Source organism: Rhodococcus sp. DN22, assembly GCF_036669995.1.
GTDB lineage: Bacteria > Actinomycetota > Actinomycetes > Mycobacteriales > Mycobacteriaceae > Rhodococcus_F > Rhodococcus_F erythropolis.
This window is the reverse complement of record NZ_CP133326.1, coordinates 2,194,506-2,220,740: the sequence shown is the minus strand read 5'-3', so window position 1 is coordinate 2,220,740 and position 26,235 is coordinate 2,194,506. Positions and strand designations below refer to the sequence as shown.

The 26,235-nt window shown below is 62.6% G+C and carries 23 protein-coding genes and 1 riboswitch; of the genes, 11 read left to right on the top strand and 12 right to left on the bottom strand.

Annotated elements, in window-relative coordinates:
* Positions 1 to 10: 10 nt before the first annotated feature.
* From iri to RA302_RS10095, 4 genes are all read right to left on the bottom strand, one after another.
* Positions 11 to 1,438, bottom strand: a complete 1,428-nt coding sequence (gene iri, locus RA302_RS10110; protein ID WP_046378300.1) for a rifampin monooxygenase Iri — start codon at positions 1,436 to 1,438, stop codon at positions 11 to 13.
* 121 nt (positions 1,439 to 1,559) lie between these two features.
* Positions 1,560 to 2,945: an MFS transporter gene (locus RA302_RS10105; protein ID WP_338480450.1), complete on the bottom strand. Its 1,386-nt coding sequence runs from the start codon at positions 2,943 to 2,945 to the stop codon at positions 1,560 to 1,562.
* A 30-nt stretch (positions 2,946 to 2,975) separates the two neighbouring features.
* Positions 2,976 to 4,124: a Gfo/Idh/MocA family oxidoreductase gene (locus tag RA302_RS10100; RefSeq protein ID WP_020907002.1), complete on the bottom strand. Its 1,149-nt coding sequence runs from the start codon at positions 4,122 to 4,124 to the stop codon at positions 2,976 to 2,978.
* Positions 4,125 to 4,230: 106 nt separating this feature from the next.
* Positions 4,231 to 4,968, bottom strand: coding sequence for a GntR family transcriptional regulator (locus tag RA302_RS10095; RefSeq protein WP_003941006.1), 738 nt, complete (start codon positions 4,966 to 4,968; stop codon positions 4,231 to 4,233).
* 199 nt (positions 4,969 to 5,167) lie between these two features.
* On the opposite strand from RA302_RS10095, the gene iolC reads away from it, so the two are divergent.
* Genes iolC through RA302_RS10055 form a run of 8 tightly spaced genes read left to right on the top strand, consistent with a single transcriptional unit; the run spans position 5,168 to position 14,370 of the window.
* Positions 5,168 to 6,172 carry a 5-dehydro-2-deoxygluconokinase gene (gene iolC, locus RA302_RS10090; protein WP_020969140.1) on the top strand — a complete coding sequence of 335 codons (1,005 nt, stop codon included), beginning with the start codon at positions 5,168 to 5,170 and terminating at the stop codon, positions 6,170 to 6,172.
* Positions 6,165 to 7,064 (top strand): aldolase, encoded by a 900-nt coding sequence (locus RA302_RS10085; protein ID WP_133728409.1) that lies wholly within the window; start codon positions 6,165 to 6,167, stop codon positions 7,062 to 7,064. The genes iolC and RA302_RS10085 overlap by 8 nt, the downstream gene beginning before the upstream one ends.
* Before the next feature lie 21 nt (positions 7,065 to 7,085).
* The gene (gene iolB / locus RA302_RS10080; RefSeq protein ID WP_338480442.1) at positions 7,086 to 7,958 is read left to right on the top strand and encodes a 5-deoxy-glucuronate isomerase; all 873 of its coding nucleotides are present in this window, start codon (positions 7,086 to 7,088) and stop codon (positions 7,956 to 7,958) included.
* 14 nt (positions 7,959 to 7,972) lie between these two features.
* Positions 7,973 to 9,928, top strand: coding sequence for a 3D-(3,5/4)-trihydroxycyclohexane-1,2-dione acylhydrolase (decyclizing) (iolD, locus tag RA302_RS10075; RefSeq protein ID WP_338480440.1), 1,956 nt, complete (start codon positions 7,973 to 7,975; stop codon positions 9,926 to 9,928).
* 52 nt (positions 9,929 to 9,980) lie between these two features.
* Positions 9,981 to 10,886 carry a sugar phosphate isomerase/epimerase gene (locus RA302_RS10070; protein ID WP_019747670.1) on the top strand — a complete coding sequence of 302 codons (906 nt, stop codon included), beginning with the start codon at positions 9,981 to 9,983 and terminating at the stop codon, positions 10,884 to 10,886.
* A gap of 26 nt (positions 10,887 to 10,912) precedes the next feature.
* The gene (locus RA302_RS10065; RefSeq protein WP_019747669.1) at positions 10,913 to 11,953 is read left to right on the top strand and encodes a Gfo/Idh/MocA family oxidoreductase; all 1,041 of its coding nucleotides are present in this window, start codon (positions 10,913 to 10,915) and stop codon (positions 11,951 to 11,953) included.
* 2 nt (positions 11,954 to 11,955) lie between these two features.
* Entirely contained in the window at positions 11,956 to 12,840 is an 885-nt protein-coding gene (locus RA302_RS10060; protein WP_338480438.1) for a sugar phosphate isomerase/epimerase family protein, read from the top strand.
* Between the two features lie 24 nt (positions 12,841 to 12,864).
* On the top strand, positions 12,865 to 14,370 hold the full coding sequence (locus RA302_RS10055) for a CoA-acylating methylmalonate-semialdehyde dehydrogenase (RefSeq protein ID WP_338480437.1): 1,506 nt from the start codon (positions 12,865 to 12,867) through the stop codon (positions 14,368 to 14,370).
* A 62-nt stretch (positions 14,371 to 14,432) separates the two neighbouring features.
* On the opposite strand, the gene RA302_RS10050 is transcribed toward RA302_RS10055, so the two are convergent.
* On the bottom strand, positions 14,433 to 15,005 hold the full coding sequence (locus RA302_RS10050; RefSeq protein WP_019747666.1) for a dihydrofolate reductase family protein: 573 nt from the start codon (positions 15,003 to 15,005) through the stop codon (positions 14,433 to 14,435).
* A gap of 198 nt (positions 15,006 to 15,203) precedes the next feature.
* Between RA302_RS10050 and RA302_RS10045 the strand changes: the two genes are divergently transcribed.
* A complete protein-coding gene (locus RA302_RS10045) occupies positions 15,204 to 16,517 on the top strand; it encodes a D-alanyl-D-alanine carboxypeptidase family protein (protein WP_338480435.1) in 1,314 nt (437 codons plus the stop codon).
* Here the strand turns inward: RA302_RS10045 and yhjD are convergent.
* The 7 genes from yhjD to RA302_RS10010 form a co-directional block, all read right to left on the bottom strand.
* Positions 16,514 to 17,548 carry an inner membrane protein YhjD gene (gene yhjD, locus RA302_RS10040; protein ID WP_020969131.1) on the bottom strand — a complete coding sequence of 345 codons (1,035 nt, stop codon included), beginning with the start codon at positions 17,546 to 17,548 and terminating at the stop codon, positions 16,514 to 16,516. The two genes, RA302_RS10045 and yhjD, sit on opposite strands and share 4 nt — an antisense overlap.
* Before the next feature lie 51 nt (positions 17,549 to 17,599).
* Positions 17,600 to 18,634 carry a tryptophan--tRNA ligase gene (trpS, locus tag RA302_RS10035; RefSeq protein WP_003941025.1) on the bottom strand — a complete coding sequence of 345 codons (1,035 nt, stop codon included), beginning with the start codon at positions 18,632 to 18,634 and terminating at the stop codon, positions 17,600 to 17,602.
* Between the two features lie 26 nt (positions 18,635 to 18,660).
* Positions 18,661 to 19,155, bottom strand: coding sequence for a barstar family protein (locus tag RA302_RS10030; RefSeq protein ID WP_019747663.1), 495 nt, complete (start codon positions 19,153 to 19,155; stop codon positions 18,661 to 18,663).
* A complete protein-coding gene (locus RA302_RS10025; RefSeq protein ID WP_021332497.1) occupies positions 19,155 to 19,688 on the bottom strand; it encodes a ribonuclease domain-containing protein in 534 nt (177 codons plus the stop codon). Before RA302_RS10025 ends, RA302_RS10030 begins: the two co-directional genes overlap by 1 nt.
* Before the next feature lie 26 nt (positions 19,689 to 19,714).
* Positions 19,715 to 20,560 carry an exodeoxyribonuclease III gene (locus RA302_RS10020; RefSeq protein ID WP_020969128.1) on the bottom strand — a complete coding sequence of 282 codons (846 nt, stop codon included), beginning with the start codon at positions 20,558 to 20,560 and terminating at the stop codon, positions 19,715 to 19,717.
* Between the two features lie 36 nt (positions 20,561 to 20,596).
* Entirely contained in the window at positions 20,597 to 21,736 is a 1,140-nt protein-coding gene (locus RA302_RS10015) for an MFS transporter (RefSeq protein ID WP_020969127.1), read from the bottom strand.
* A gap of 198 nt (positions 21,737 to 21,934) precedes the next feature.
* Positions 21,935 to 23,158, bottom strand: coding sequence for an NADP-dependent isocitrate dehydrogenase (locus RA302_RS10010; protein WP_019747659.1), 1,224 nt, complete (start codon positions 23,156 to 23,158; stop codon positions 21,935 to 21,937).
* Positions 23,159 to 23,463: 305 nt separating this feature from the next.
* Positions 23,464 to 23,604, top strand: a riboswitch (SAM riboswitch).
* Positions 23,605 to 23,747: 143 nt separating this feature from the next.
* Between RA302_RS10010 and RA302_RS10005 the strand changes: the two genes are divergently transcribed.
* Entirely contained in the window at positions 23,748 to 25,073 is a 1,326-nt protein-coding gene (locus RA302_RS10005; RefSeq protein WP_019747658.1) for a bifunctional o-acetylhomoserine/o-acetylserine sulfhydrylase, read from the top strand.
* Positions 25,070 to 26,206: a homoserine O-acetyltransferase gene (locus tag RA302_RS10000; RefSeq protein ID WP_019747657.1), complete on the top strand. Its 1,137-nt coding sequence runs from the start codon at positions 25,070 to 25,072 to the stop codon at positions 26,204 to 26,206. The genes RA302_RS10005 and RA302_RS10000 overlap by 4 nt, the downstream gene beginning before the upstream one ends.
* Positions 26,207 to 26,235: the final 29 nt, after the last annotated feature.

The following is a 26,235-nucleotide window of genomic DNA, read 5'->3' as shown; positions in this document are numbered from 1 at the left end:
CCAGATAGCCCTACGCCGTTGGCCGGCCGAACCACTTAAACAGCTGAGTATCCAACTCCGCCTGTGTATCCCCGACCCATGCCACATGACCGTCCGGCCGAAGCAGGACAGCCGGAACTTCCAATTCAGCGCTTGTGTCAACGATATGGTCGGCTCGATCGCTCCAACCATCGACGGACAGTTGGCCACCCTGGTCGAGAAGAAGTCCGCGGCCGGATCGCATCAGGTCGTACAGGTTGCCGCGGGTCAACGCGATGTTACGCAGCCTCCGACCGAGTAGGTCGTCGCCTTCGCCGAAATCGTAGCGAATCGAGATCGCAGTGATCTTCTCGGTCAAATAGCGCTTGACGTCTTCGAATTCCATCAGCTCGGAGATCAAGCGCCGCACCGCTTGTGGTCCGGCAGCGGTGGAGATCAACTCGGCCTGGGCGCGCGTGTTGTCCAGAACGTCGGCAGCCACCGGACGCCGTTCCGATTCGTACGTGTCGAGCAGGCCCTCCGGTGCCCAGCCGTTGATCTCGGCGGCGAGCTTCCAGCCGAGGTTGAAGGCGTCCTGCACACCGAGATTGAGACCTTGACCGCCCATCGGTGGGTGGATGTGTGCGGCGTCGCCGGCGAGAAACACCCGGTCGCGCCGGTAGTGCTCCGCCAGACGAGTGGCGTCGCCGAAGCGCGAGAGCCACCGCGGCGAGTGCACACCGAAGTCGGTACCGGCAATGGCCAGTAGCTGTTGTTTGATGTCGTCGAGGGTGGTCGGTGTTGCGCGACCGTCGGCAACTTCGGCTGCAGGGACCACGACACGAAAAGCACCATTGCCGGCGGGACCGACTCCGAATCGTTTGTGCGTTTCCCGGATTTCGGCGACAACGGCGGCCAGTTCATCAGCCGGCATGGTCACGTCCATTTCGCCGATCAACGTGTCGGCGCTCGACGGCTCGCCGGGAAACCCGACGTCGATCAGCTTCCGAACAGTGCTGCGGCCGCCGTCGCAGCCCACGAGGTAACGCGCGTGAAGTGTTGTGCCGTCGGATAATTCCGCTGTGACCTTGTCGGCGTCTTGACGGATCGCGACGACACGCTTCCCTCGCTGAATTTCCGCGCCGACTTCGGTGGCATGTTCGGCAAGAATCCTGTCGATCTCGGGCTGAGGTATTCCCAGTACGTACCCGTGCGCAGTATCAAGGTGCGCAGGTGCCGGCTTGCTGATCCCCGCGAAGAATCCACCGAGCGGATACTTGCGGCCGTGCGCGAGGAACTTGTCCAGCAACCCGCGCTGCTCCATGATTTCGATGCTGCGCACATGGATGCCGAGGGCACGGACGAACTGAGTCGGCTCCTCGTCCTTGTCCACGACGACGACATCGACGCCCTGTAGCCGGAGCTCACCTGCCAGCATCAATCCAGTTGGTCCAGCACCGACAATGATGACGTCACTCATGCGATCCCCTCCTTCGGGCAAGGCTTTTGCTTGCTCGCAGCAGACGAGTGTGCACCATCACCGGGGCCTTGCCGCAAGCCCCGGGTCCCGCGTTATGATGAAGGTGGCGGAAGACGCTTCATTATCGGCGCACCAACACCACAGCACCTGTATCGCGTGGGAGCCGCCAACTCTCGATCACCGTCGGCACCAGCATGGCCCCGAGAACACCCAGCGTCAGAGAAAACGGCACTCCGCCGCTCAGATCCTCCGACTCCGCCAACGGTGTGCAGAGCGTGATCACCAACGCGGACAGTGCAATACCCAGACCGGATGCCAACTCTTGCAGCGTTGCATGCAGAGTATTTGCATCGGTCAGCTCACCCGAGTCGACATCGGCGAACGCCAAGCTGTTGTACGCGGTGAACCCGATGGATCGCAACGCGCCGCTGACAAACAGTGCAACAGCGATAACGACGTCCGGTGTCGTCGACGAGATCAGTACCAGCGCACCGAAGCACACCACCGACAGAACTCCGTTTCCCACCAGAACTCGTCTGATCCCGAATCTACGCATGAGCGGAGTGGTGAGCGGTTTGATCGCGATATTCCCCGCGAACAGAGCCATCACCAGCAGACCGGCCTTGAACGCCGACATTCCGAATCCCACTTGGAACAACAACGGCAGCACAAACGGCACGCCCATGATCACGAGCCGGTACAGCGAGCCGCTCGACGCGACGAGCCGAAACGATCGAAGTCGGAGGACGCGGAGCGCGATGAGCGGGTGATCCGACCGGATGAGGTGAATGACGGCCAAGCTCAACAAGATCAGAGCCGCAATGATCCCGAGGCCCACTCGTAGCCAGTCGGTTCCGGCACTGTGCACGCTGTCGAGCGCCACGACAAGCACTGCGACGCCTGCTCCGATCACCACCAATCCCAGCCAGTCGAGGCTCCGTTTCTGTGTTTGCCGAATGTCGGGCACCATGCGCAATGCCAGCAGAAACCCGACGATCCCGATCGGAACGTTGATCAGAAAGATCCAGCGCCACGAAGCGATCGACACGATGGCTCCACCCACAGCGGGCGCAAGAACCGGCGCTGTGAGCGCCGGCCACGTCAAGTAAGCGATAGCCCGTACGAGTTCCGCCTTCGACGTCACCCGCAATACTGCGAGCCGCCCTACCGGCACCATCATGGCGCCGCCTACCCCTTGTAGTGCGCGCATCCCCACCAGCATCGGGAGGGAGGTGCTCAGTGCACATCCCACCGACGCCGCCGTGAAAACGGCTATGGCAGAGATGAAGACACGTCGCGTTCCGAACCTGTCGGCCATCCATCCGCTCGCCGGGATCAGGACGGCCAACACCAGGAGGTACGAAGAAACGGCGACATTGACGTCGACGGCGTCAACTCCGAAGGATTGGGCGATCGACGGCAGTGCGGTTGCGAGAATCGTCGCGTCGAGCATCTCCATGAACAGTGCTGCTGCCACGAGCAACGCCAGTCCGCGGGGAAATCTCACTGCACCAGAGCCTTTCGGAGCGATTCTCGATCAGCCGAGACAAATCCAGCCACCGGAGGAGACCGAGGCAACCATCGCGTCCAGAGCCTGCGCCGACGCGACAGCATCAGCGATGGTCGCGCCCTGCGGCGCTCCGTCCACGATCGAAGAGACGAAATTGCGAGCCTCGATGACCTTCAGGTCGTCATAACCCATGGCGTTGGCCGCGCCGGGTTGGAAGCGTCCGAACTCACCTGACTCGGGGCCGACCAAAACCGTCGTGACGGATTGGTCCTGGTACTTCGAGCCGAGGCTGGTGCCCAGTTCACCCATCCGGCGGTAATCCCAGAACACGGCACCCTTCGTACCGTGAATCTCGAATCCGTAGTTGTTCTGCTCTCCCACGGCGACTCGGCACGCTTCGAGGGTGCAGCGGCCGCCCGAGCCGAGCCGCAGCAGTGCGCTGACGAAGTCTTCGTTCTCGACAGCTCCCATCTCCCCGCCGCTGGCTCGGGCATGTCCACTGGTAGCGGCGGACGGACGCGCACGCTCCGGGATGAAGATCGCAGTATCAGCAACGAGAGCGTCGACGTCACCGAGAAGATGACGAATCAGATCGATGCCGTGCGAAGCCAAGTCGCCCAGAACGCCGGCGCCGCCGCGCTCACGCTCGTATCGCCAACTCAAAGCGCCTTCAGGGTGGGCCGCATAGTCGCTGAGGAAGCGAAAACGCGAGTGCGTGATCGTGCCCAACTCTCCTGAGTCGATCAGGCTTTTTGCCAGGGCCACAGCCGGCGCGTTTCGGTAGTTGAAGCCGACGGTCGACTGCACACCGGCCTTCGAGACTGCTGCGGCAACAGCTTTGGCGTCTTCCGTGGACAACCCGACGGGCTTCTCGATCCAGATGTGTTTGCCGGCCTCTGCCATTGCGACGCCGATTTCACGGTGCAAGAAGTTCGGGGCCGTGATGCTCACCGCGTCGATGGCCGGATCGGCTGCGATATCGCGCCAGTCCTGGGTGAAAGCTTCGAAACCGAATTGGTCCGCCGCTTCCTCCCCTCGGCCCGGCACCTCGTCGGCGACGGCGGCCAGGCGGATCACGGGAAGCTGGGGATAGTGCTGCCGCAGACGCAGATACGCCTGCGTGTGTACGCGGCCCATCCATCCGAATCCGGCAACTGCTACTGAAATGCCTGTCATGAGGCTCCGTTCGGGTCAAATGATCGAAGGATCGCAGAAATGCTGGGATCACAAATCACCCCCACTGACTCGGTCAGGCGGGTACTCGTGTCACCGGGATCGAGATCTAGCGGTCGACCACGGTGGTGTCGAAGTAGTAACGCGACGCTCGGTAGCAGTGGCTGCCGTACTCGACGGCACTACCTGAATCGTCAAATGCAGTGCGGCTCATGGTCAAGAGGGCAGCACCCACTTTCTCGTCGAGCAATCCTGCTTCTTCGCGAGTCGCCGCCCGAGCGCCGATTCGCTGCCGCGCCACACGGATGTGAACGCCGCGAGTTCGCAAGGTTTGGTACAGCCCTTGCGTCTCCAACTCCTCGGGATCGGGTGCGATGTCCACCGGAATGTAGTTGGTCATCACTGCCAGCGGTTCGCCGTTGGTGCTTCGCAGACGCCTGATGGTGGCCACTTCGGCGTCAGGTTCGAGGTTGAGTTCCGCGGCAACGTCCTCGGCGGGAACTCCCACCGTGAACTCGAGCAGCTTGGTCGTGGGCGCCTGGCCGGCCCTCGCAAGGTCGTCGAACAGGCTGGTGAGCTCGACCGGGCGGTGCACCGGACTTTGCACCACCTGAGTTCCGACTCCCCGCTTACGAACAAGTAGGCCCTTGTCCACCAGTTCCTGGATCGCACGTCGAGTTGTCGGACGTGAGAGATTGAGCCGTTTGGCCAACGCCAGTTCGTTCTCGAAGCGATCACCTGGGGCAAGTTCGCCACCGAGAATAGCGCCCTCGATTGCCTGGGCCAGCTGAAAATACAGCGGCACCGGGCTCGAGCGGTCCAACTCGACGGCGAGTGCTGCGACCACGGTCAACTCCGATCTGTCTTGGGAAGGCGCCGTATCGACGCTACTTCTCTCGGCAGTGTATGCGAACACTAACATTCACTTGACCGCAAGTCATAATGTCCAGACAAACTATTGACAATTGCTGTGTCGCGGCGCACAGTTTCAGTCATACAACGGTGCCCTGCGCGGGCAGCCCACCACGAACTCTCGGGAGTCAGTCTTGACAAGCATCAACACTCACCAGAGCGGGTCACACATCCCTGACGCACCATTCGACGTGCTTGCCATCGGCCGATCGGGGGTGGACATCTACCCACTTCAAACCGGTGTCGGACTCGAAGACGTCGAGACCTTCGGCAAGTTTCTCGGCGGCAGCGCGGCAAACGTCTCGGTGGCGGCTGCACGCCTCGGCCGGCGAGCAGCACTGATCTCCGGCGTAGGCAGCGATCCCTTCGGAAAGTTCGTCACACGCGAGTTGGCACGTCTGGGCGTCGACAACAGGTTTGTCGTCACCAATTCCGAGTACCCGACACCGGTGACGTTCTGCGAGATCTTCCCCCCTGACGACTTCCCGCTGTACTTCTACCGCAAGCCGCATGCGCCCGATCTTCGGATCACCCCGGAAGATATCGACCTCGACGCCGTTCGAGGAGCGTCCCTCTACTGGTCGACTGTGACGGGACTGTCCGAAGAACCGAGTCGCAGTGCACACTTCGCTGCTTGGGAAGCCCGCGAACGACGCCCGCTGACGGTCCTCGATCTGGACTACCGCCCGATGTTCTGGTCGACACCCCAAGAAGCGACCACTCAGGTGCAGCGCGCTCTCGCGCACGTGACGGTAGCCGTCGGAAACCGCGAAGAGTGCGAGATCGCGGTCGGTGAGACCAACCCGAACAAGGCCGCTGACGCGCTTCTCGACCTCGGAGTCGAACTGGCGATCGTGAAGCAGGGCCCGAAGGGTGTTCTCGGCAAAACACGAAAGCAATCGATCACCGTGCCGCCCAATGCCGTCGACGTGGTCAACGGGCTGGGTGCTGGCGACAGCTTCGGCGGATCACTGTGCCACGGACTGTTGGCCGGGTGGCCACTGGAGAAGGTACTGCGCTATGCCAACGCGGCCGGTGCGATAGTCGCATCTCGGCTCGAATGCTCCACTGCGATGCCAACCGCTGAAGAAGTCCACGATCTCGCCGAAGCCACAGCCACGGAGGCAGTCAATGTCTGACAAGCTCGCCGCCCGCCCCCTCGCCACCACCTACGCCGACGTGACGGAACTGCGTGCGAGCGATCCGCAGATCATCGAAAAGTCCTGGGCAGCAAGAACTCCTCGCGCCACCGTTCGAGGCAACGGACGACTGATGATCGTCGCTGCCGATCATCCAGCGCGTGGGGCATTGTCTGTCGGCGGCAAGCCGACAGCGATGAACAGTCGTACCGATCTGCTCGACAGATTACGCACGGCGCTCGACAATCCCGGAGTCGACGGCGTTCTCGGTACCGCGGACATTCTCGACGATCTGCTCCTCCTCGGGGCCCTCGAGGACAAGGTCGTCTTCTCGTCGATGAACCGCGGCGGCCTGGCGGGCGCGAGCTTCGAACTCGACGACCGCATGACCGGATATACCGCGGCGGGCACCGCGAAGTTCGGAATGAACGGCGGAAAGATGCTGCTGCGCATCGCCCTCGACGACGCGGGCACCCTGCCCACCATGACGGCATGTGCCGAGGCCGTTGACGAACTGGCCGCGGCCGGACTGATCGCGATGCTCGAGCCGTTCCTCTCCAGTCGCGTCAACGGCAAGGTGGTCAACGATCTCAGCCCCGACGCCGTCATCAAGTCCATCCACATCTCCCAAGGTCTCGGCTCCACCTCGGCGTATACGTGGATGAAACTGCCGGTCGTCGACGAGATGGAACGCGTCATGGATGCGACCACCCTCCCGACGCTGCTCCTGGGCGGCGATCCGCAGATCGCGCCGGAAGAAACGTACGCGAAGTGGGGCGCTGCCCTTCAGCTGCCGTCCGTGCGCGGACTGATCGTCGGGCGCGCGCTGCTCTACCCACCGGACGGCGACGTGACCGCGGCCGTCGACACCGCAGTCAAGCTCGTCCACTAGAACCGACCTGGCAGGAGCAAGATGTTCAGCAAGTACTACGTCCCCGCCGGATCGTCCGCCGACGGTGATTTCACGACAGTGGTCACGCCGGAGTCCGCCGGGTGGGCCGAATCCAGCTTGTGGACACTCGAACTCGCCCCCGGCGCTAACGTCCACCTGCAGTCCGGCGAGAACGAGATAGTCGTCGTTCCACTGTCGGGTTCGGCCGTGATCGTTGCCGAGGGGACGGAGATCGCCCTGACCGGCCGCGCGTCGGTCTTCGACGGACCGAGCGACTTCGCCTACGTAGGAAAGGATTCCGACTACACAGTGGCCAGCGCAGGTGGAGGCCGCTTCGCCCTGTGCGGAGCGCGCGCCGGCGCAAAGCTCCCCCATCGCTACGGCCCGGTGTCGGGAGTTGCCGTCGAACTCCGCGGTGCCGGTAACTGCAGCCGACAGGTTCACAACTTCGCCACCGCAGACACTTTCGAGGCAGACTCCATCATCGCGTGTGAAGTCATCACCCCCGGCGGGAACTGGTCGTCGTATCCCAGCCACAAGCACGACGAGAACAGCGACGTCGAATCGGCTCTGGAAGAGATCTACTACTTCGAGATCGACCGAAGCCCCACCGGGACCGAAGGTTTCGGCTACCACCGCGTGTACGGAACCGCCGAGAGACCTATCGAGGTGCTCGAGGAAGTCCGCTCGGGCGACGTCGTCCTCGTGCCGCACGGCTATCACGGCCCGTCCATCGCAGCGCCGGGCCACCACATGTACTACCTCAATGTCATGGCAGGTTCGGACGAGATCCGGGCGTGGAACATCTGTGACGATCCGCAACACACCTGGCTACGTGGAAGCTGGGATCACCAGGACATCGACCCTCGACTGCCGTTGCAGTCCCACAACTGACGGAAGTGAAAGCTGTGGCACCCACCAACAACGCAACCGGCAATCGTCTACCTCGCGACGAGCCGACCGTACACCTCACCGTTTCTCAAGCTGTCGTCCGCTTCCTCGCCAACCAGTACACCGAACGCGACGGCCAGCGCACCAAGCTGTTTGCCGGCTGCTTCGGAATCTTCGGGCACGGCAACGTCGCCGGACTGGGGCAGGCACTCTTGCAGGCCGAGATCCAGGATCTCGATGCCGGCCGTGAGCCGACACTCCCCTACGTGCTCGGCCGCAATGAACAGGCGATGGTGCACTCGGCTGTCGCGCACGCCCGCATGAAGGACCGCCTGCAGACGTGGGCAGTCTCGTCCAGCGTCGGCCCAGGTGCCACCAATATGATCACCGGCGCGGCGCTGGCCACCATCAACCGTCTACCTGTATTACTCCTTCCCGCAGACACTTTCGCGACCCGCGCCAGTGCCCCCGTCTTGCAGGAACTCGAACTCCCGTCGAGCGGCGACGTCACAGTCAACGACGCTTTCAAACCGGTCTCACGATACTTCGATCGGGTATGGCGCCCGGAGCAGTTGCCGAGCGCTCTGCTCGCCGGGATGCGCGTTCTCACTGATCCCGTCGAGACCGGCGCAGTCACCATCGCCATCCCGCAGGACGTGCAGGCCGAGGCTTTCGACTGGCCCGAGTCCTTCTTCGCCGAGCGAGTCTGGCACGTGGCCCGCCCGCTCCCCGAGCGATCGGTGATCGAACGCGCCGCCGCGATCATCCGCTCGGCTCGCAAACCACTGATCGTCGCCGGCGGCGGAGTGATCTACAGCCAGGCCACCGACTCTCTGGCAGCGTTCTGCGCGCAGACCGGAATCCCCGTGGGGCAGAGCCAGGCCGGCAAGGGTTCATTGGTCTACGACCATCCACAATCCGTCGGGGCGGTGGGGTCCACCGGCACTACGGCTGCAAACGCACTGGCTACCGAGGCGGACGTCGTCGTCGGTATCGGCACGCGGTACAGCGATTTCACGAGCGCGTCCCGCACCGCATTCACCAATCCCGACGTTCGCTTCATCAATATCAACGTCGCTTCACTGGACTCCGTGAAGCAGGGCGGAGTCAGCGTGGTCGCCGACGCACGTGAGGCACTCGACGCGCTGGCACTTGCACTGAACGACTACCGGGTAGACGACGAATACGCCTCCAGGATTGGTGACCTCGCCCGCAATTGGGATGCGATCGTCGAATCCGTCTACAACCCAGCCGAACCCGCTGCCGACGGGTCACTGAATCAGAATCAGGTGATCGGCCTGGTCAACACTCTGTCCGATCCACGTGACGTCGTCGTGTGCGCTGCCGGGTCCATGCCGGGTGACCTCCACAAGCTGTGGCGAACCCGTGATCCCAAGGGGTATCACGTCGAATACGGGTACTCGTGCATGGGATACGAAGTTGCCGGCGGTCTAGGCGTCCGCATGGCGTGCCCCGATCGCGACGTGTTCGTGATGGTCGGCGACGGTTCCTATCTGATGATGGCCACCGAATTGGTCACCGCCGTACAGGAACGCCTCAAGGTCATCGTCGTCCTGGTGCAGAATCACGGATTTGCCTCCATCGGTTCGCTGTCCGAGTCGCTGGGTTCCCAGCGCTTCGGCACGCAGTACCGCTACCGCTCGAATGACGGACGTCTCGACGGAGGTGTTCTCCCGGTCGATCTGGCCGCGAACGCCGCCAGCCTCGGTGTCGACGTCATCCGCGCCAACACCGCCGCCGAGTTCGCCGACGCGATCAAAGTCGCCAAAGCAAGCGACACCAGCACGGTCATCCACGTCGAAACCGATCCGCTGATCGGCGCCCCGGACAGCGAATCATGGTGGGACGTACCGGTATCAGCTACTTCCGAACTGGAATCGACCAAGAACGCCCGGACAACCTACGAGTCCTGGAAGAAGATCCAGCGACCGTATCTACGTCCATCCGAATGAAAATTCCGCACAGCCACACCCCAAAAAGCCTGCCCGCGAAAGGAATCTAGACATGAGCGCGATTCGCGTCGGATCAGCCCCCGACTCCTGGGGTGTGTGGTTTCCGGACGACCCTCAGCAGACCCCGTACACGCGATTCCTCGACGAGGTGTCCGCGTCGGGATATGAATGGATCGAACTCGGTCCGTTCGGATACCTTCCGACCGATCCAGCCAAGCTGACTGACGAACTCGGAGCACGCGGCCTCAAGCTTTCGGCCGGTACCGTTTTCGAACACCTGCACCAGGACGATTCCTGGGATGCCGTCTGGAATCAGATCAAGGACGTCGCCAAGTTGACCGCAGCCGTCGGCGGCAAGCACGTAGTGGTCATACCCGAGATGTGGCGCGATCCTTCCACCGGAGTGGTACTCGAGGATCGAAATCTGACTCCCGAGCAGTGGCGCAAGAAGACCGACGGCATGAACGCTCTCGGCAAGGCGATGCTCGAGGAGTACGGCGTCATGGCGCAGTACCACCCTCATGCCGACAGCCATGTCGATATCGAGGACAACGTCTACAAGTTCCTCGAAGGTACAGACGAGCGTTTCGTGAACCTGTGCCTCGATACCGGCCACATCAGCTACTGCGGCGGCGACAACCTGGCCATCATCAACAAGCATCCGGAGCGCATCGGGTACCTGCACCTCAAGCAGGTGGATCCGGCGATCGTCGCCAAGGTGGAGGCGGAGGACCTGCCGTTCGGCGAAGCGGTCAAACTCGGCGCGATGATCGAACCACCGCGTGGAATCCCGGACATGCCGCCGCTTCTGGAGGCCATCGAGAAGCTCGGCATCGACGTGTTCGCGATCGTCGAGCAGGACATGTATCCCTGCCATCCCGACACACCGCTGCCCATCGCACAGCGCACTCAGAAATACCTGTCCACCTGTGGCGTTCCCGCCGTCCGTTTCAGCTGAGCAACACAATCGAGGAGTACCACCGCATGTCTGACAACCAGGATCTCCGGATCGCAGTGCTCGGCGTCGGCATCATGGGGGCCGATCACGTCGACCGCATCACCAACAAAATCGGCGGTGCCCGAGTCACTGTCGTCAACGACTACTCTCTTGCCCGCGCCGAGGAAATCGCAGCATTGACGCCGGGGTCACGCGTCGTCGTCGATCCGTTCGATGCCATCGCAGCCGAGGACGTCGACGCCGTTGTGCTCGCAACCCCGGGCCCGACCCATGAGAAGCAGGTACTTGCCTGCCTCGAAGCAGGCAAGCCGGTTCTCTGCGAGAAGCCGCTGACCACCGACGCGGACAGTTCGCTGGCGATCGTCAAAGCCGAAGCAGCGCTGGGAAAGAAACTGATCCAGGTCGGTTTCATGCGCCGGTTCGACCACGAATACACCCAGCTCAAGGATTTGATCGACAGCGGCGATCTCGGTCGCCCTCTCGTTGTGCACTGCGCGCACCGCAATCCTGCGGTTCCGAACGGCTTCGACAGCGCGATGATCGTCAAGGACTCACTCGTCCACGAGGTCGACGTGACGCGATTCCTGCTCGACGAAGAGATCACCTCGGTGCAGATAATTAGGCCGTCTGCGAATTCGCTTGCTCCCGAGGGCATTCAAGACCCACAGATCGCGATATTCGAGACCGAGTCCGGTAGACACGTCGACGCCGAGGTGTTTGTCACCACCGGAGTTGCCTACGAAGTGCGCACCGAAGTTGTCGGCGAACTCGGAAGCGCGATGATCGGACTCGACGTGGGACTGATCCGAAAGACCAAGCCCGGAAACTGGGGTGGGCAGATCACCCCAGGATTCCGCGAACGCTTCGGGCAGGCATACGACACCGAGTTCGCCCGGTGGATCAAGGCAGTGAAGACGGGCGCCGGCACCGGCAACTACATCGACGGACCAGGTGCCTGGGACGGGTACGCCGCGGCCGCTGTCTGCGCCGCTGGCGTGAAGTCTCTGGAGACGGGTCAACGCGTCGTCGTGGACATGGTTGCGCGCGACTCTGTGGCCGGAGCGTAGCGATGAAGGTCGCACTCGATCCCACACCGTTCCATCACGATTACTCGCTGCTGGAGCTTCCCCGAGTTGTTGCCGATCTCGGGTACGAGTACCTGCAGCTCACACCGCACGTCGACATGATCCCGTTCTTCAATCACCCGAAAGCCGACGACGCGCTCGTCACCGAGTTCCGGAAGGCCTGCGCGAGTGCGGGAGTCGGCATCGCGTCGGTGCTCCCGGTCCTTCGGTGGTCCGGCCCGGACGAGGACGCTCGCGAAGCAGCAGTGCGTTACTGGAAGCGGGCCATCCAGATCACGGTCGATCTCGGTGTCAACGTCATGAACACCGAATTCTCCGGCCGCCCCGAGAAAGCCGAAGAGTCCGAGCGTGCGTTCTATCGTTCGATGGAGGAACTGCTTCCGATCATCGAACGCGAGGGGATCGACGTCCTGATCGACCCGCATCCGGACGATTTTGTCGAAGACGGGCTTGCCGCGATCCGCACGATCCGTGGCGTGAACTCCAAGAACCTCGGCATGGTGATCGTGGCGTGCCACCAATTCCACATGGGTGGGGACCTTCCCGCCATCATGGAGGCCGCCGGCGACATGGTCCGTCTCGTACATGTGGCAGACACCATGGATCATCACCGTTCCCACGGACTTCGCTACATCACCAATCCGCCAGGCAATGCCGTTCGAGTGCATCAACACCTCAAAATCGGGGACGGAGACGTCAACTGGGACGAATTCTTCGGCGGCCTCGGCAAACTCGGCTTCTACGATCGTGACAACACCGTGATGGTGTCGAGCGTCTTCGCCGAGAACGAAAACGCACACGAGGTTTCCCGGTACCAGCGCGAGACGATGAACGACTATGTCGCCAAGTACATCTCCCCGAACTCCTGAGCCACCAGACCACTAGGAAATACCATGACCAGCACTGATACTCGTGTCATCGCACACTGGTTGGACGGCAAGTCGTTCGCCGGAACATCCGAGAACACCGCCCCCGTCACCAACCCCGCCACCGGACAGATCACCGGCCGACTCGCCCTGGCGAACCTCGAGGATGCCCGCACCGTCATCGACGCTGCTGCGGCGGCCTTCCCCGCCTGGCGTGACACCTCCCTGGCCCGGCGCACACAGATACTGTTCAGCTTCCGCGAACTCCTCAACGCTCGCAAAGGTGAACTCGCCGAGATCATCACAGCCGAGCACGGCAAGGTTCTCTCCGACGCCCTCGGCGAAATCAGCCGCGGACAAGAAGTAGTCGAATTCGCCTGCGGAATACCGCATCTCCTCAAGGGCGGATACACCGAGAATGCATCGACCAAGGTCGACGTCTACTCCATCCGCCAACCCCTCGGCCCCGTAGGCATCATCTCCCCCTTCAACTTTCCCGCGATGGTCCCGATGTGGTTCTTCCCGGTCGCCATCGCCGCCGGGAACACCGTGATTCTCAAACCCTCGGAGAAGGACCCCACCGCGGCGATCTGGCTCGCCGAACTCTGGGCCGAAGCCGGTCTGCCCCCCGGCGTCTTCAACGTCCTCCAAGGTGACAAGCTCGCCGTCGATGAACTTCTGGAAAACAAAGCAGTCAAAGCGATTTCGTTTGTCGGATCCACCCCCATCGCCCAGTACGTCTATGCCACCGGCACCGCCAACGGCAAACGCGTGCAAGCACTCGGCGGCGCCAAGAACCACGCCATCGTTCTGCCGGACGCCGACCTCGACCTCGCCGCCGACGCAATGGTCAACGCGGGATTCGGCTCCGCGGGCGAACGATGCATGGCGATCTCCGCCCTGGTCGCAGTCGGCGACATCGCCGACGAACTGGTCGCCAAGATCGTCGAGCGCACCACTCCCCTCGTCACCGGTGACGGCACCAAGAACTCCGACATGGGTCCGCTCGTCACCAAGGCCCACCGCGACAAGGTCGCCTCATACGTCGATGCAGGCGAGAAGGACGGCGCCACCATCGTGGTCGACGGACGTACAGTCCAGGCCGATGGTGGACCGGACGGCTTCTGGCTTGGACCCACCCTCATCGACCACGTCACCACCGACATGTCGATCTACACCGACGAAATCTTCGGGCCTGTTCTCTCCGTCGTGCGCGTCGATACCTACGACCAAGCCCTCGAACTGATCAACAACAGCCCGTACGGAAACGGCACCGCCATCTTCACCAACGACGGCGGCGCTGCCCGACGCTTCCAGAACGAGGTGGAGGTCGGCATGATCGGCATCAACGTCCCCATCCCGGTTCCCATGGCCTACTACAGCTTCGGCGGCTGGAAGAACAGCCTCTTCGGTGACACCCACGCTCACGGGACAGAAGGTGTTCATTTCTTCACGCGAGGTAAAGCCGTCACCAGTCGCTGGCTCGACCCCAGCCACGGCGGCATCAACCTCGGCTTCCCCGAGAACAGTTAGCCGGCAAAACATCTGTGACCGAGACTCTCGAAGAGGCTCGGCCACAGATGTTTTCGAGAGGTCTACGCGACCGTGGGGTGGTACGTCAGCACCTGAACTCCGGATTCGTACCGGCGATCGTCCTTCAACTCGAGGTCGATCTTGTCGGCCGATTCGGGGAACACTCTCCCGCCGGACCCGAGAATGACCGGGAAGACCATCAGTCGTAGCTCGTCGACCAGACCGGCCAGCAACAACGCGTGGACGAGCGTCCGACTTCCCGCGACCAGGATTTCGCCGTCGATCTGTTCCTTAAGCTTCGGAACGGATTCCTCGATGGGACCGTCGAGCGCCGTCGAGTTGTTCCATTCGAGCGGCTCCGTCGAACTCGTGACGACGTACTTGGGCATCTCGTTCATCTTGTCCGCAAAGCCTTGGTCGTCCTCGCGCTCAGGCCAGGCACCGGCGAAGCTCTCGTAGGTCCGTCGACCGAGTAGAAGCACGTCCGCGGCGAGGGTTTCATCGAGTTTGAACTTCATCTGATCGCCCTCCTGGTACGGAAAGACCCATCCAGTGTGCGCATAACCCGGTTCGCCACCGGGCGCTTCCATGACCATGTCCAAAGACACGAATTCTGTCACCACGATCTTGCCCATACCGATCCCCTGTCGTCAGTGCGTGTGCGCCATTCGAGTAGTCGACTACCCCACTGTTACAGACTCTGCGTGGTGGTGGAACTCATCAGCGGCGATCGTCCACTATGACCGATGTACAAACCGAATCGCCTGTTTTCGATCCCTCTGCTTGCGTGGCGATTCGGACGTTCCCTCAGGTTCGCATACCCTCGTATATCGATGATGTGGCGTCGAAAGTGTGCAGTGGCAGTGGCCGGAACAGTGCTCTCAGGGAGCATTGCGTTTACCGGTGTCGTAGGGACCTCGGGAGTGGCCGGCGCCCAACCGGCCCCGCCGCCGCCCACCACCACCACCGAGGCACCGTTCACAACACCCAACACCGACAGCTGCCCGTTCATGAGTAGCCCGGCGCCGGCGATCGATCTCTCCGAAGCACCCGCGCCCGGATCCACGGCCCCGACTGCCGTCCCGATTCCGGAAAGCCCCGTCGGTGGAGACAAGCTCGGCGAGTGTGGCGTCGTACTTCCTGACGGCGCTCCCCCGCTCCCGGCCGACATCGCGGCATCCGGATGGGTACTCGCGGACGCCGAAACCGGTGAGGTCCTCGCCGCGAAAGATCCGCACGGTCGCTACCGACCGGCCAGCACCATCAAGATGCTGTTGGCTCTCGTCGCGCTCGACGAACTCGATCTCGACACCGAAATCACCGCAACTGCCGAAGACGCGGACGCTGAAGGTAGCGCTGTCGGCATCGGCAAGGGCGGCAAGTACACCAACCGGCAACTGATGCAGGGTCTGGTCATGGCATCGGGAAACGATGCCGCGCACGCTCTTGCCCGCCAACTCGGCGGTGACGCCGCAGCCGTGTCGAAAATGAACGCACTCGCGGCCGAACTCGGCGCCCTCGACACCCGCACGGCAACTCCATCCGGACTCGACGGCCCAGGGATGAGCAGCTCACCGTACGACCTGGCCGTAATCTTCCATACAGCCCTCCAGAATCCGACGTTTGCCGGACTGATCCATACCGAAACCGTCGAGTTTCCCGGCTTCCCCAAAGATCCGACGATTCCTGACGATCAGGACCGCCCCGGATTCACTCTCGCGAACGACAATCAGTTGCTCTACAACTACGACGGCGCATTGGGCGGCAAGACCGGCTTCACCGACGACGCCCGCCACACGTACGTCGGTGCTGCGGAGCGCAACGGCCGGAAACTACTGGTGACATTGATGGGCGGCGAAGCCAAGCCGATCCGGCCGTGGGAGCAGGCTGCCCGTCTACTCGACTACGGATATGCACTCCCCGCGAGCACAACCGTCGGCTCGTTGACGGACCGATCGACCGACGATGCCACGCCCGATGTCACTCGCACACCGTCTGCCGCTGCACCAGGCTCGATTTCGGCAGCACCCACCGCTACCGACACCGAGTCGGACACCACTGACCGCATCCTCATCGGTGCTGTCGGCGGAGTTGTGGTGATCGCGCTGGTGGCGGGAGCCGTTGCCCTGAACCGTCGAAGGCGCTAGCGCGGCCGACGGCGCATGAAGCCCGAAAGACCCAGGCCGGCAACCGCACCCGTGGCGATCAACGCAGCCACGCGAGACGGTGAAGCTCCGTCACTGACAACGATTCGCGGCGAGATCACGGCCGGATCCGGCGGCGGAACGAAGGCGAGAGCCATACTTTCCTTTGTCGTCGCCGCCCACGCCGTGCAGAACAGCAGCATCCTCGACGCCGTGAACACGAACACGAGCAAACCGATGATCGGGCCGAATGCCACGCCCGCCGGGCCACTGGTGACGGCCGCGAGGTAGATCGCACCTACCTGCTTGAAGATTTCGAACACGACCGCGGCGATAAGCGCTGCCTGCGCGGCGCTGCGCAGCGTGACAGGCTCGCGCGGTAGCCGGGCAATCACCCACAGGAACACCGCCCACGTCGCCAGGAGTGAGAGCAACAGTGAAACGACTCTGAGCCCCACGCCGACACCGGTGATGTTCTCGAGGTTGAGCCATTTCACGATCTGAGTCGCAACCGGCCCGCTGCTCAGCGCCGACATTCCCAGTGAGACGACCATGGCGAGAGCCAGACCGATGAGGGCCCCTGCGTCACCGAGTTTGGTACGAACGAAACCCTTCGGCTCGCGCTTGCTCTCCCACATCGCCGTCAGCGCGTCGCGAACATTTGCCATCCAACCGAGACCCGCGTACGCGGCACCCAGGAGACCGAAGATTCCGACGCTCGCGCGCGAGTCGATAGCCGAATCGATCAGCGTGTTGATGGTGTCACCCAAGCTGCCCGGAATGCTCTTGGTGATCTGCTCCTGAATCGACTCCAGGTACTCGGGATGCCCGGCCAATACGAAACCGGCCACTGCAAACGCGACCATCATGATCGGAATCAATGCGAGAACACTGAAGTACGTGATTCCCGCAGCGTAGTAATCGCCCTTTTGCTCTTGGAAACGTCCTGCGGCGCGAACCAGATGATCGAGCCAGGGTCGCGCTGCTCGTTGCTTCTCGAGAAAGCTCGGTGCGTCGTCGTCCGTGTCAGCCATTGCCGTCCCCCTCATGTTCGGTCAGGCGTCGTGAGTCCGAATTCGCGTAAGTCAGCCCTTCGGTGCCAGGAATCCGACCTTGTCATAGACAGCGGCGAGAGTGCGTGAAGACACCTCACGGGCGCGGTGCGCTCCAGCCGCGATGATGCGATCCAGCTCTGCCTCGTCGGCAAGGTAACCGTCGACCTTCGCCTTGAGTGGAGTGACGAACTCGGTCAGCACATCAGCGGTATCGGTCTTGAGGTCGCCGTACCCCTTGCCCTCGTAACCGGCCACCAGAGTCTCGATCGGTACTCCCGAGAGAGCCGACTGAATGGTGAGCAGGTTGCTGACGCCCGGCTTGGCCTGCGGGTCGAAACGAATCTCGCGCTCGTTGTCGGTGACGGCCGACTTGATCTTCTTTGCCGACACCTTCGGGTCGTCGAGCAGATTGATCAGTCCGGCCGCACTGGCGGCGGACTTGCTCATCTTGGCGGTCGGATCCTGCAGGTCGTAGATCTTTGCCGTGCCCTTGATGATCTGCGGCTCAGGAACGACGAACGCCTTGCCGTAGCGGGTGTTGAACCGACCGGCCAGATCGCGTGCAAGTTCGAGGTGCTGACGCTGATCCTCACCCACCGGAACTCGCTGCGGGCGGTACAGAAGGATGTCCGCGGCCATCAGAACCGGATACGTGAACAAACCGACACTGGCGTTGTCGCTGCCTTGCTTGGCGGACTTGTCCTTGAACTGCGTCATACGGCTGGCTTCACCGAAACCGGTGATGCAGTTCAGGACCCACGCCAACTGTGCGTGCTCGGGAACCTGACTCTGTACGAACAGCGTCGCCCGATCCGGATCGATCCCCACCGCAAGGAGCTGAGCCACCGCAACCTTGGTGCGACGACGCAATTCCTTCGGGTCCTGCGTCACCGTGATGGCATGAAGATCCGGAATGAAGTAGAAAGCGTCGAAATCGTCCTGCAACGGAACCCACTGCTGCAGCGCACCCAGGTAGTTGCCGAGGTGGAAAGAATCCGACGTCGGCTGGATTCCGGAAAGCACGCGAGGCTTTGCGGTGGGCTTCTGTTCTGCAGGGGTCGACATGGTTCCGATCTTTTCACGAGTGGAAATCAGTGCAGTGGCGTGGTGCCCGGGTAGTCGAGTTCGACGAGGTCTTCACCGTGGGTGGTGAGGTCCTCCGCACCGAACTGGTAGACGGTCCGGAAAACGACGGGTTCCCATTCTTCGGTGTAGAAGTCCATCGTTTCGCGGAACCACTCCAACTGATCCTGTTGCTCGGACAGTAGAGAACCCGCACCTCGGATCACAACTACATATCCGGCGCCGAGTCCGAGTACGTCGTCGAGATCGCGCATGACATCGTCGAAAGCGTCTTTGTTGCGCCCGAAGTGGGACGGAAACTGGAAGGCTGCCGCGAACTCGTCGAAGACCTGCGCCGTTGTTCGCATGTTCTCTCCGCGAACCACCCGAACGACAAAATTCTCGCCACGAAGTTCACGTGCAAGATCATCCGCAACGGCCGGGTCGCTCTGCAGGGCCACCGAAGCCACATCCGAAGACGGATCCAGCCACTGCGCCACGCTGACCGTAGACGAGTCCGACATCAGCGAATCCTCACAAACGTGTCGTAGTGATCGAGGGTGTACCACGCCGAACCGTCGTTACCGGTGACGATTCGCTCGGCATCACGACCTTGGCCGTTTTTCTTCGCGTTGACGTCCCATTCCTGATAGACGACACGTCCGCCACCGGCACCGACAGCGGGCAGACGCCCTTCGCTGTTGCGGAAGGTGATGCCGCCCTTGGTGCCCGGCGCATTGGCGGAATCCGGCCACCGCCCGGCGTCGATCTCCACGAGCGTGGCGAGAACGCGCGTCGGCGCATCGCTGTTCGTCTGCTGCGTTGTCTTGACGGCGGAGCTGGAGGGCGCGGAGCTCGAGGGCACGGAACTCGACGGCGCGGCCTTGGTGGTAGCACCCGGCTTGGCTTGAACAGTCGAGGACTGGGCACTCGAGGACTTCGCAACCGACGACGCCGAACTGTCGGAGTCACGTGAAGAAAGGGTGACCGCCAGTACGAGCGCCACCACCGCCACCACGACGGTGATGATGGCGTTGCGCGTCTTTGCGCTCGGCATTTTCAGTCCTTCAGGCACGAGCGCTCCTACCGGTACGAGACGGTGACAGGCGCGTGATCCGACCAACGGAGGTCGTAGGACTCAGCGCGTTCCACGAGCGCAACCTTGGCCCGCTCGGCGTATCCGCGGGTGGCAACCTGGTAGTCGATACGCCAACCCGAATCGTTGTCGAATGCCTTGCCGCGGTACGACCACCACGAGTACGGACCGTCGACACCCGGATGGAGGGTGCGGAAGACATCGACCCACGCGGAATCTTCGGCGAACAGCAGATCCATCCAGGCGCGCTCCTCGGGGAGGAATCCCGAAGACTTCTTGTTGGTCTTCCAGTTCTTGAGGTCGAGTTCGGTGTGCGCGATGTTCCAATCGCCGCTGACCACCACGTGACGATCGGCAGCCTCGGCCGCCGCAGCGGTGGAGGCGAGGTGAACTGCGAAGGACGCCATGAACCGCTCCTTCTCCTCCTGCTTCGGCGTGAGCGCCTCACCGGAGGGCAGGTACAGGCTCGCGACGGTCAGATCCGCGAAGTCGGCTTCGATGTATCGACCGGCGTCGAGAAACTCGTCGTCGCCGTGACCGATCCGCACCGCGTCAGGTTCCGTGCGTGAAAGCACAGCGACTCCGTTGCGTCCCTTCGCGGACGGCTCGGCGGAGACGAGGAACCATCCGTTGCCGAGCGCTGGTTCGAGAGTCTCGCGAAGCTGATCGTCCGACGCACGCGTTTCCTGAAGGCAGATGAAATCCGCCGACGTCTTCTCCAGCCAATCGAGCATGCCCTTGCGGGCAGCTGCTCGAACGCCGTTGACGTTCACGGACGTGATGGTGTGGGGCGCAAGAATGTGGGAGTCAGCAGTTTGTGGCACGGCAAGCACCGTAGCCGATTCCACCGACGCGGATGGGCGCCCAGGTCAGCGCACGGCCCTACGCTGCAGAATCACCGCAACCGCCAGCACGACGAGACCCGCGACGGCCAGCAACGACCCAACCGCTGCCGGTGCGGTATACCCGTAACCGGCAGCGATGACGACGCCGCCGATCCACGCTCCGAAGGCATTGGCGATGTTCAGCGCGGCGTGATTGAGAGACGCAGCCAAGGTCTGAGCGTCCTCGGCGACATCCATCAACCGTGTTTGAAGGCCAGGAACCATCGAGGACCCGGCAAGCCCGATGAGGAAGACGAAGACAAGCGCCGTGTACGGATTGCGCACGGCGATCACGAAGACCGCGAGGATCACCACGAGGGATCCCATCGACAGGAACAAACCCTTCATCAGTGCGCGATCCGCGAGGTATCCACCGACGAAGTTGCCGGCGACCATGCCCAGTCCGTACAGCATGAGCGCCAGAGGAATGAACGAAGCACCGAGACCGGATACGTCGGTGAGCGTCGTACTGATGTAGGTGTAGACGGCAAACATCCCGCCGAATCCGACCATTCCCACGATCAGGGTCATCCACACCTGAACGCGGCCCAGCGCCCCGAGTTCGGTGATCGGATTCGTCACCGGCATACCGTCCAACCGCGGAATCCAGACGAACAGCGAAGCAACGGTTGCCACCCCGATCACGGCGACCAAGGCGAAGGCGCTGCGCCAGCCGAGTGCCTGGCCGATCCAGGCCGCGACCGGCACCCCGATCACATTGGCCACGGACAGACCCATCATCACCATCGCCACGGCCTTCGCGCGTTTACCTGGTTCGGCCAAATGAGCGGCGACCAGTGCGGCGACTCCGAAGTACGCGCCGTGCGGCAATCCGGCGACGAATCGAGCCATCATCAGCGTCGTGTACGAGGGCGCAAAGACCGAAGCGGCATTGCCGACGGTGAATGCGACCATGAGTGCGATCAACAGGGTGCGGCGCGGTACCCGTGCGGTGAGAGCAGCGATCAGCGGAGCACCGACGACAACCCCGAGCGCGTACGCCGAGATCACGTGACCAGCGATGGGTTCCGAGACGCCGAGCCCGGATGCCATTTCCGGGAGCAATCCCATGGCGACGAACTCGGTTGTGCCGATACCGAAACCGCCGAGGGCAAGAGCGAGCATCGCTGGACCTCTGGCGGAACGAACCCCGGGTGTCGAGGTGTCAGAACGGGAGAGGGTAGACGAAGTCACTGATCAATTGTGGTCTCACACCTGGTTGAACTTCCAAGTGAGAGCGGGTGAGTTCACTCACGTGAGACCGCGAACACAAATGGGACGCCCGGTTTCCCGGACGTCCCATCAGAAGGTGAAACAGTGAATCTACTTCGCGGCCATGGCCTTCTGCAGGTTCACGTCGAGTGCGCCGAGGAACTCCTCGGTGGTCAGGTAGCCCTGATCGCCGCCGACCAGCATCGAGAGGTCCTTGGTCATCTGGCCGCTTTCGACGGTCTTGATGACAACGTCTTCGAGCGCCTGCGCGAAGCCGATGACCTCAGGGGTGCTGTCGAGCTTGCCACGATGCTCGAGTCCGCGGGTCCACGCGAAGATGGACGCGATCGGGTTGGTCGAGGTGGGCTTGCCCTGCTGGTGCTGACGGTAGTGACGCGTCACGGTGCCGTGAGCAGCCTCTGCCTCACAGGTCCTTCCGTCCGGTGTCAGCAGAACCGACGTCATGAGGCCGAGCGAGCCGAAGCCCTGGGCCACGGTGTCGGACTGGACGTCGCCGTCGTAGTTCTTGCATGCCCAGACGTATCCACCCTCCCACTTGAGTGCGGAAGCGACCATGTCGTCGATGAGGCGGTGCTCGTAGGTCAGACCTGCGGCATCGAACTCAGCCTTGAACTCGGTCTCGTAGACGTGCTGGAAGATGTCCTTGAAGGCACCGTCGTACGCCTTGAGAATGGTGTTCTTGGTGGACAGGTACACCGGGTAGTTCTGCTGCAGTCCGTAGGTGAGCGACGCGCGAGCGAAGTCACGGATGGACGTGGTGAAGTTGTACTGCCCCTGGACGACGCCGCCCTCTTCGGGGAAGTTGACCAGTTCGTGCTCGATCGGTGCGCTGCCGTCCTCAGGCGTGTAGGTGATCATCACCTTGCCGGGGCCGGGGACCTTGAAGTCTGTGGCGCGGTACTGGTCGCCGAATGCGTGACGGCCGATGATGATCGGCTTGGTCCAGCCCGGAACGAGTCGCGGAACGTTGGAGATGATGATCGGTGCGCGGAAGATCGTGCCGCCGAGAATGTTGCGGATCGTTCCGTTCGGGGAACGCCACATCTTCTTGAGACCGAATTCCTCGACACGTGCCTCGTCCGGCGTGATCGTGGCGCATTTGACGCCGACGCCGTGCTTCTGGATCGCGTGCGCTGCGTCGATGGTGACCTGGTCGTCGGTCTCGTCGCGGTACTCGATACCGAGGTCGTAGTACTCGAGGTTCACATCGAGATACGGATGGATCAACTTGTCTTTGATGAACTGCCAGATAATGCGCGTCATCTCATCGCCGTCGAGTTCGACGACGGTGCCCTCAACCTTGATTTTGGACATGGGTGCTTCGCGTCCTCCTAGGAAGTTTCCCTGGTTACACGGTTGCGGTCACACTTTGTGAGTGGGTCCGCGAACGGTTCGATTATCAAACCTAGACGGTGTGGACTGATCTCGGGAGATGAGTCCCAAACAAGACAAGCGTACTGCTAACCCGTGAGGCCGCAACCGGCAGGTCCACCCATCGGTCTCTACTCGCGAGTAACTTTTGCCTGCTAGTGGGCTGCGTCGCTCTGTCTCGTGTGCGGTTGCGGCTCACAATTCGCCCCGCGTCAGGACTGCGCTCACTTCCCGGTAGAATCCGACTTGGTCATGAGTGCCAGCGTCAAGCCCCGGCTCGCTGGACGGCAACCCTCCAACCGCGGTGGGGTGCCCCGGGTGATGACCAGGTTTCCCGACGTGGATCTGCTCACGCAGTTCCACCGCAATTCGGGTGACAAGCGCGGGTCCGACAGGGACGGACCCCAGACCGGGCCGAGCCCCACGGAGGTAACTCAGTATGTGTCGCACTTGTAGATAGACCCCAGCACGGGGCGGCGATCCTTCGCCCCCGTCCGACATCTATCCGTCAGACCACTGGAGTGAACAAATCATGACCGACAACACAGCCGACGGCGCAGCAACTTCTGATCCGACCGCGAACTGGTCGTTCGAGACCAAGCAGGTGCACGCCGGGCAGACAGCGGACACCGCCACCAATGCGCGCGCTCTGCCGATCTACCAGACCACCAGCTACGTCTTCGACAGCACCGATCACGCTGCGGCACTGTTCGGCCTCGCCGAGCCTGGCAACATCTACACGCGGATCATGAATCCCACACAGGACGCCGTCGAACAGCGCATCGCCGCCCTCGAAGGCGGAGTCGCCGCACTCCTCCTCTCCTCGGGCCAGGCTGCCGAAACCATCGCGATCCTCAACATCGCCGAAGCCGGCGACCACATCGTCTCGAGCCCGTACCTGTACGGCGGCACGTACAACCTCCTGCATTACACCCTTCGCAAGCTGGGCATCGAAGTCACCTTCGTCGAAGATCCCGACAACCTCGAGCAGTGGCGCGAAGCCATTCGCCCGAACACGAAGGCGTTCTACGGCGAGACGATCGCCAATCCCAAGAACCACATTCTCGACCTCCCCGGTATCTCGTCGCTGGCCCACGAGAACGGTCTTCCGTTGATCGTGGACAACACTGTCGCGACGCCGTACCTGCTCCGCCCACTCGAACACGGCGCCGACATCGTCGTTCACTCCGCCACCAAATACCTTGGCGGACACGGCACCGCGATCGCCGGCGTCATCGTCGACGGTGGCACCTTCGATTGGACGCAGGGTCGCCACTCGAACTTCACGACGCCTGACCCCAGCTATCACGGCGTCACCTTCGCAGACCTCGGCGCGCCGGCATTCGCACTCAAGGCGCGCGTCCAACTGCTGCGCGATCTCGGCTCCGCCGTGGCGCCGTTCAACGCGTTCCTCATCGCGCAGGGCATCGAAACCTTGAGCCTGCGCATCGAGCGCCACGTGTCCAATGCCCAGAAGGTCGCCGAATTCCTCGACGGCCACGGCGAGGTGGCCTCCGTTTCCTACGCGGGACTCCCCTCCTCGCCATGGTTCGAACGCGGAAAGCAGCTGACGCCCAAGGGAACCGGCGCCATCGTCACCTTCGAGCTGCCCGGAGGTATCGATGCGGGCAAGACGTTCGTCAACGCCCTGACGCTGCACAGCCACGTCGCCAACATCGGTGACGTTCGCTCACTCGTCATCCACCCCGCCTCGACGACACACTCGCAGCTCACCCCTGAAGAGCAGCTCGCCTCCGGTGTCACGCCCGGACTCGTCCGCCTCGCGGTCGGTATCGAAGGAATCGACGACATCCTCGCCGATATCACCGTCGGCCTGGCTGCGGTGGCAAACTCGTGACCGTGAACGAATTGGAGCCCAGGATCGACCTCCTTCCCCCGCCCGACGGCCAGGTGGGGTTCGTCGACATCGGCGCCCTGGAACTCGAGAGCGGCGCGGTACTCCCATCGGTTTCGCTCGCCGTTCAGCGGTGGGGTGAGCTGTCCCCGAACCGCGACAACGTCGTACTCGTCGAGCACGCACTGACCGGAGACTCACACGTCACCGGACCGATCTCCGCAAATCAGCCCTCCCCCGGCTGGTGGAACGGGATGGTTGGGCCGGGCGAACCGATCGACACCGGCGAATGGTGCGTCATCGCAACAAATGTCCTCGGTGGTTGTCGCGGCACGACCGGTCCTAGTTCGCTGGCCGACGACGGCAAGCCGTGGGGCAGCAGGTTCCCGGAGATCTCCATCCGGGATCAGATCGCGGCGGAGAAGAAGCTCGTCGATCTCCTCGGGATAGACCAGTTGGCCTCGGTAGTCGGCGGATCCATGGGCGGCATGCGCACCCTCGAATGGGCAGTTACCTACCCGGACAGCATTCGCTCCGCGTTGGTTCTCGCAACCGGTTCACGGGCCACCGCAGATCAGATCGGCACCCAGACGACGCAGATCGCTGCCATCGTCTCCGATCCGGATTGGCAGGGCGGTGACTACCACGGAACGGGGCGGGTACCTCGCGCCGGACTCGGCATCGCCCGTCGCATCGCGCACCTGACGTACCGCACCGAGTCCGAACTGGATGCGCGCTTCGAGAACTCCGCTCAGAACGACGAAAATCCTTGGAACGGTGGACGATACGCCGTCCAGAGTTACCTGGAACATCAGGCAGACAAGCTGGTCGACCGCTTCGACCCGAGCACGTACGTCCTCCTGACCGAGGCCATGAACCGGCACGACATCGGTCGTGGACGCGGCGGCGTTGCAGCGGCGTTGGCATCGATCACGGCGCCGGTCGTCGTGGGCGGCGTGGACTCGGATCGGCTGTATCCCCTTCGTTTGCAGGAGGAGATCGCGGACGGCATTTCGACGTGCACTGGCCTCGAGATTCTCAAGTCCAGAGACGGCCATGACGGCTTCCTGACGGAGGCGGACGCTGTCGCCGGACTGCTTCGCCGAACGATGGAGTTCGCACGCACGGCCCGCTGATCCGGCACAGAGGCACAATTTCAGGATCC

Coding starts and splice junctions, on each gene's coding strand:
- RA302_RS10050 (WP_019747666.1), bottom strand. CDS start 15,005: ATGGGCAAGATCGTGGTGACAGAATTCGTGTCTTTGGACATGGTCATG.
- RA302_RS10065 (WP_019747669.1), top strand. CDS start 10,913: ATGTCTGACAACCAGGATCTCCGGATCGCAGTGCTCGGCGTCGGCATC.
- iri (WP_046378300.1), bottom strand. CDS start 1,438: ATGAGTGACGTCATCATTGTCGGTGCTGGACCAACTGGATTGATGCTG.
- RA302_RS10045 (WP_338480435.1), top strand. CDS start 15,204: ATGATGTGGCGTCGAAAGTGTGCAGTGGCAGTGGCCGGAACAGTGCTC.
- RA302_RS10025 (WP_021332497.1), bottom strand. CDS start 19,688: ATGCCGAGCGCAAAGACGCGCAACGCCATCATCACCGTCGTGGTGGCG.
- RA302_RS10060 (WP_338480438.1), top strand. CDS start 11,956: ATGAAGGTCGCACTCGATCCCACACCGTTCCATCACGATTACTCGCTG.
- RA302_RS10100 (WP_020907002.1), bottom strand. CDS start 4,124: ATGACAGGCATTTCAGTAGCAGTTGCCGGATTCGGATGGATGGGCCGC.
- RA302_RS10015 (WP_020969127.1), bottom strand. CDS start 21,736: ATGCTCGCTCTTGCCCTCGGCGGTTTCGGTATCGGCACAACCGAGTTC.
- RA302_RS10070 (WP_019747670.1), top strand. CDS start 9,981: ATGAGCGCGATTCGCGTCGGATCAGCCCCCGACTCCTGGGGTGTGTGG.
- RA302_RS10010 (WP_019747659.1), bottom strand. CDS start 23,158: ATGTCCAAAATCAAGGTTGAGGGCACCGTCGTCGAACTCGACGGCGAT.
- yhjD (WP_020969131.1), bottom strand. CDS start 17,548: ATGGCTGACACGGACGACGACGCACCGAGCTTTCTCGAGAAGCAACGA.
- RA302_RS10030 (WP_019747663.1), bottom strand. CDS start 19,155: ATGTCGGACTCGTCTACGGTCAGCGTGGCGCAGTGGCTGGATCCGTCT.
- RA302_RS10055 (WP_338480437.1), top strand. CDS start 12,865: ATGACCAGCACTGATACTCGTGTCATCGCACACTGGTTGGACGGCAAG.
- trpS (WP_003941025.1), bottom strand. CDS start 18,634: ATGTCGACCCCTGCAGAACAGAAGCCCACCGCAAAGCCTCGCGTGCTT.
- RA302_RS10085 (WP_133728409.1), top strand. CDS start 6,165: ATGTCTGACAAGCTCGCCGCCCGCCCCCTCGCCACCACCTACGCCGAC.
- iolB (WP_338480442.1), top strand. CDS start 7,086: ATGTTCAGCAAGTACTACGTCCCCGCCGGATCGTCCGCCGACGGTGAT.
- RA302_RS10005 (WP_019747658.1), top strand. CDS start 23,748: ATGACCGACAACACAGCCGACGGCGCAGCAACTTCTGATCCGACCGCG.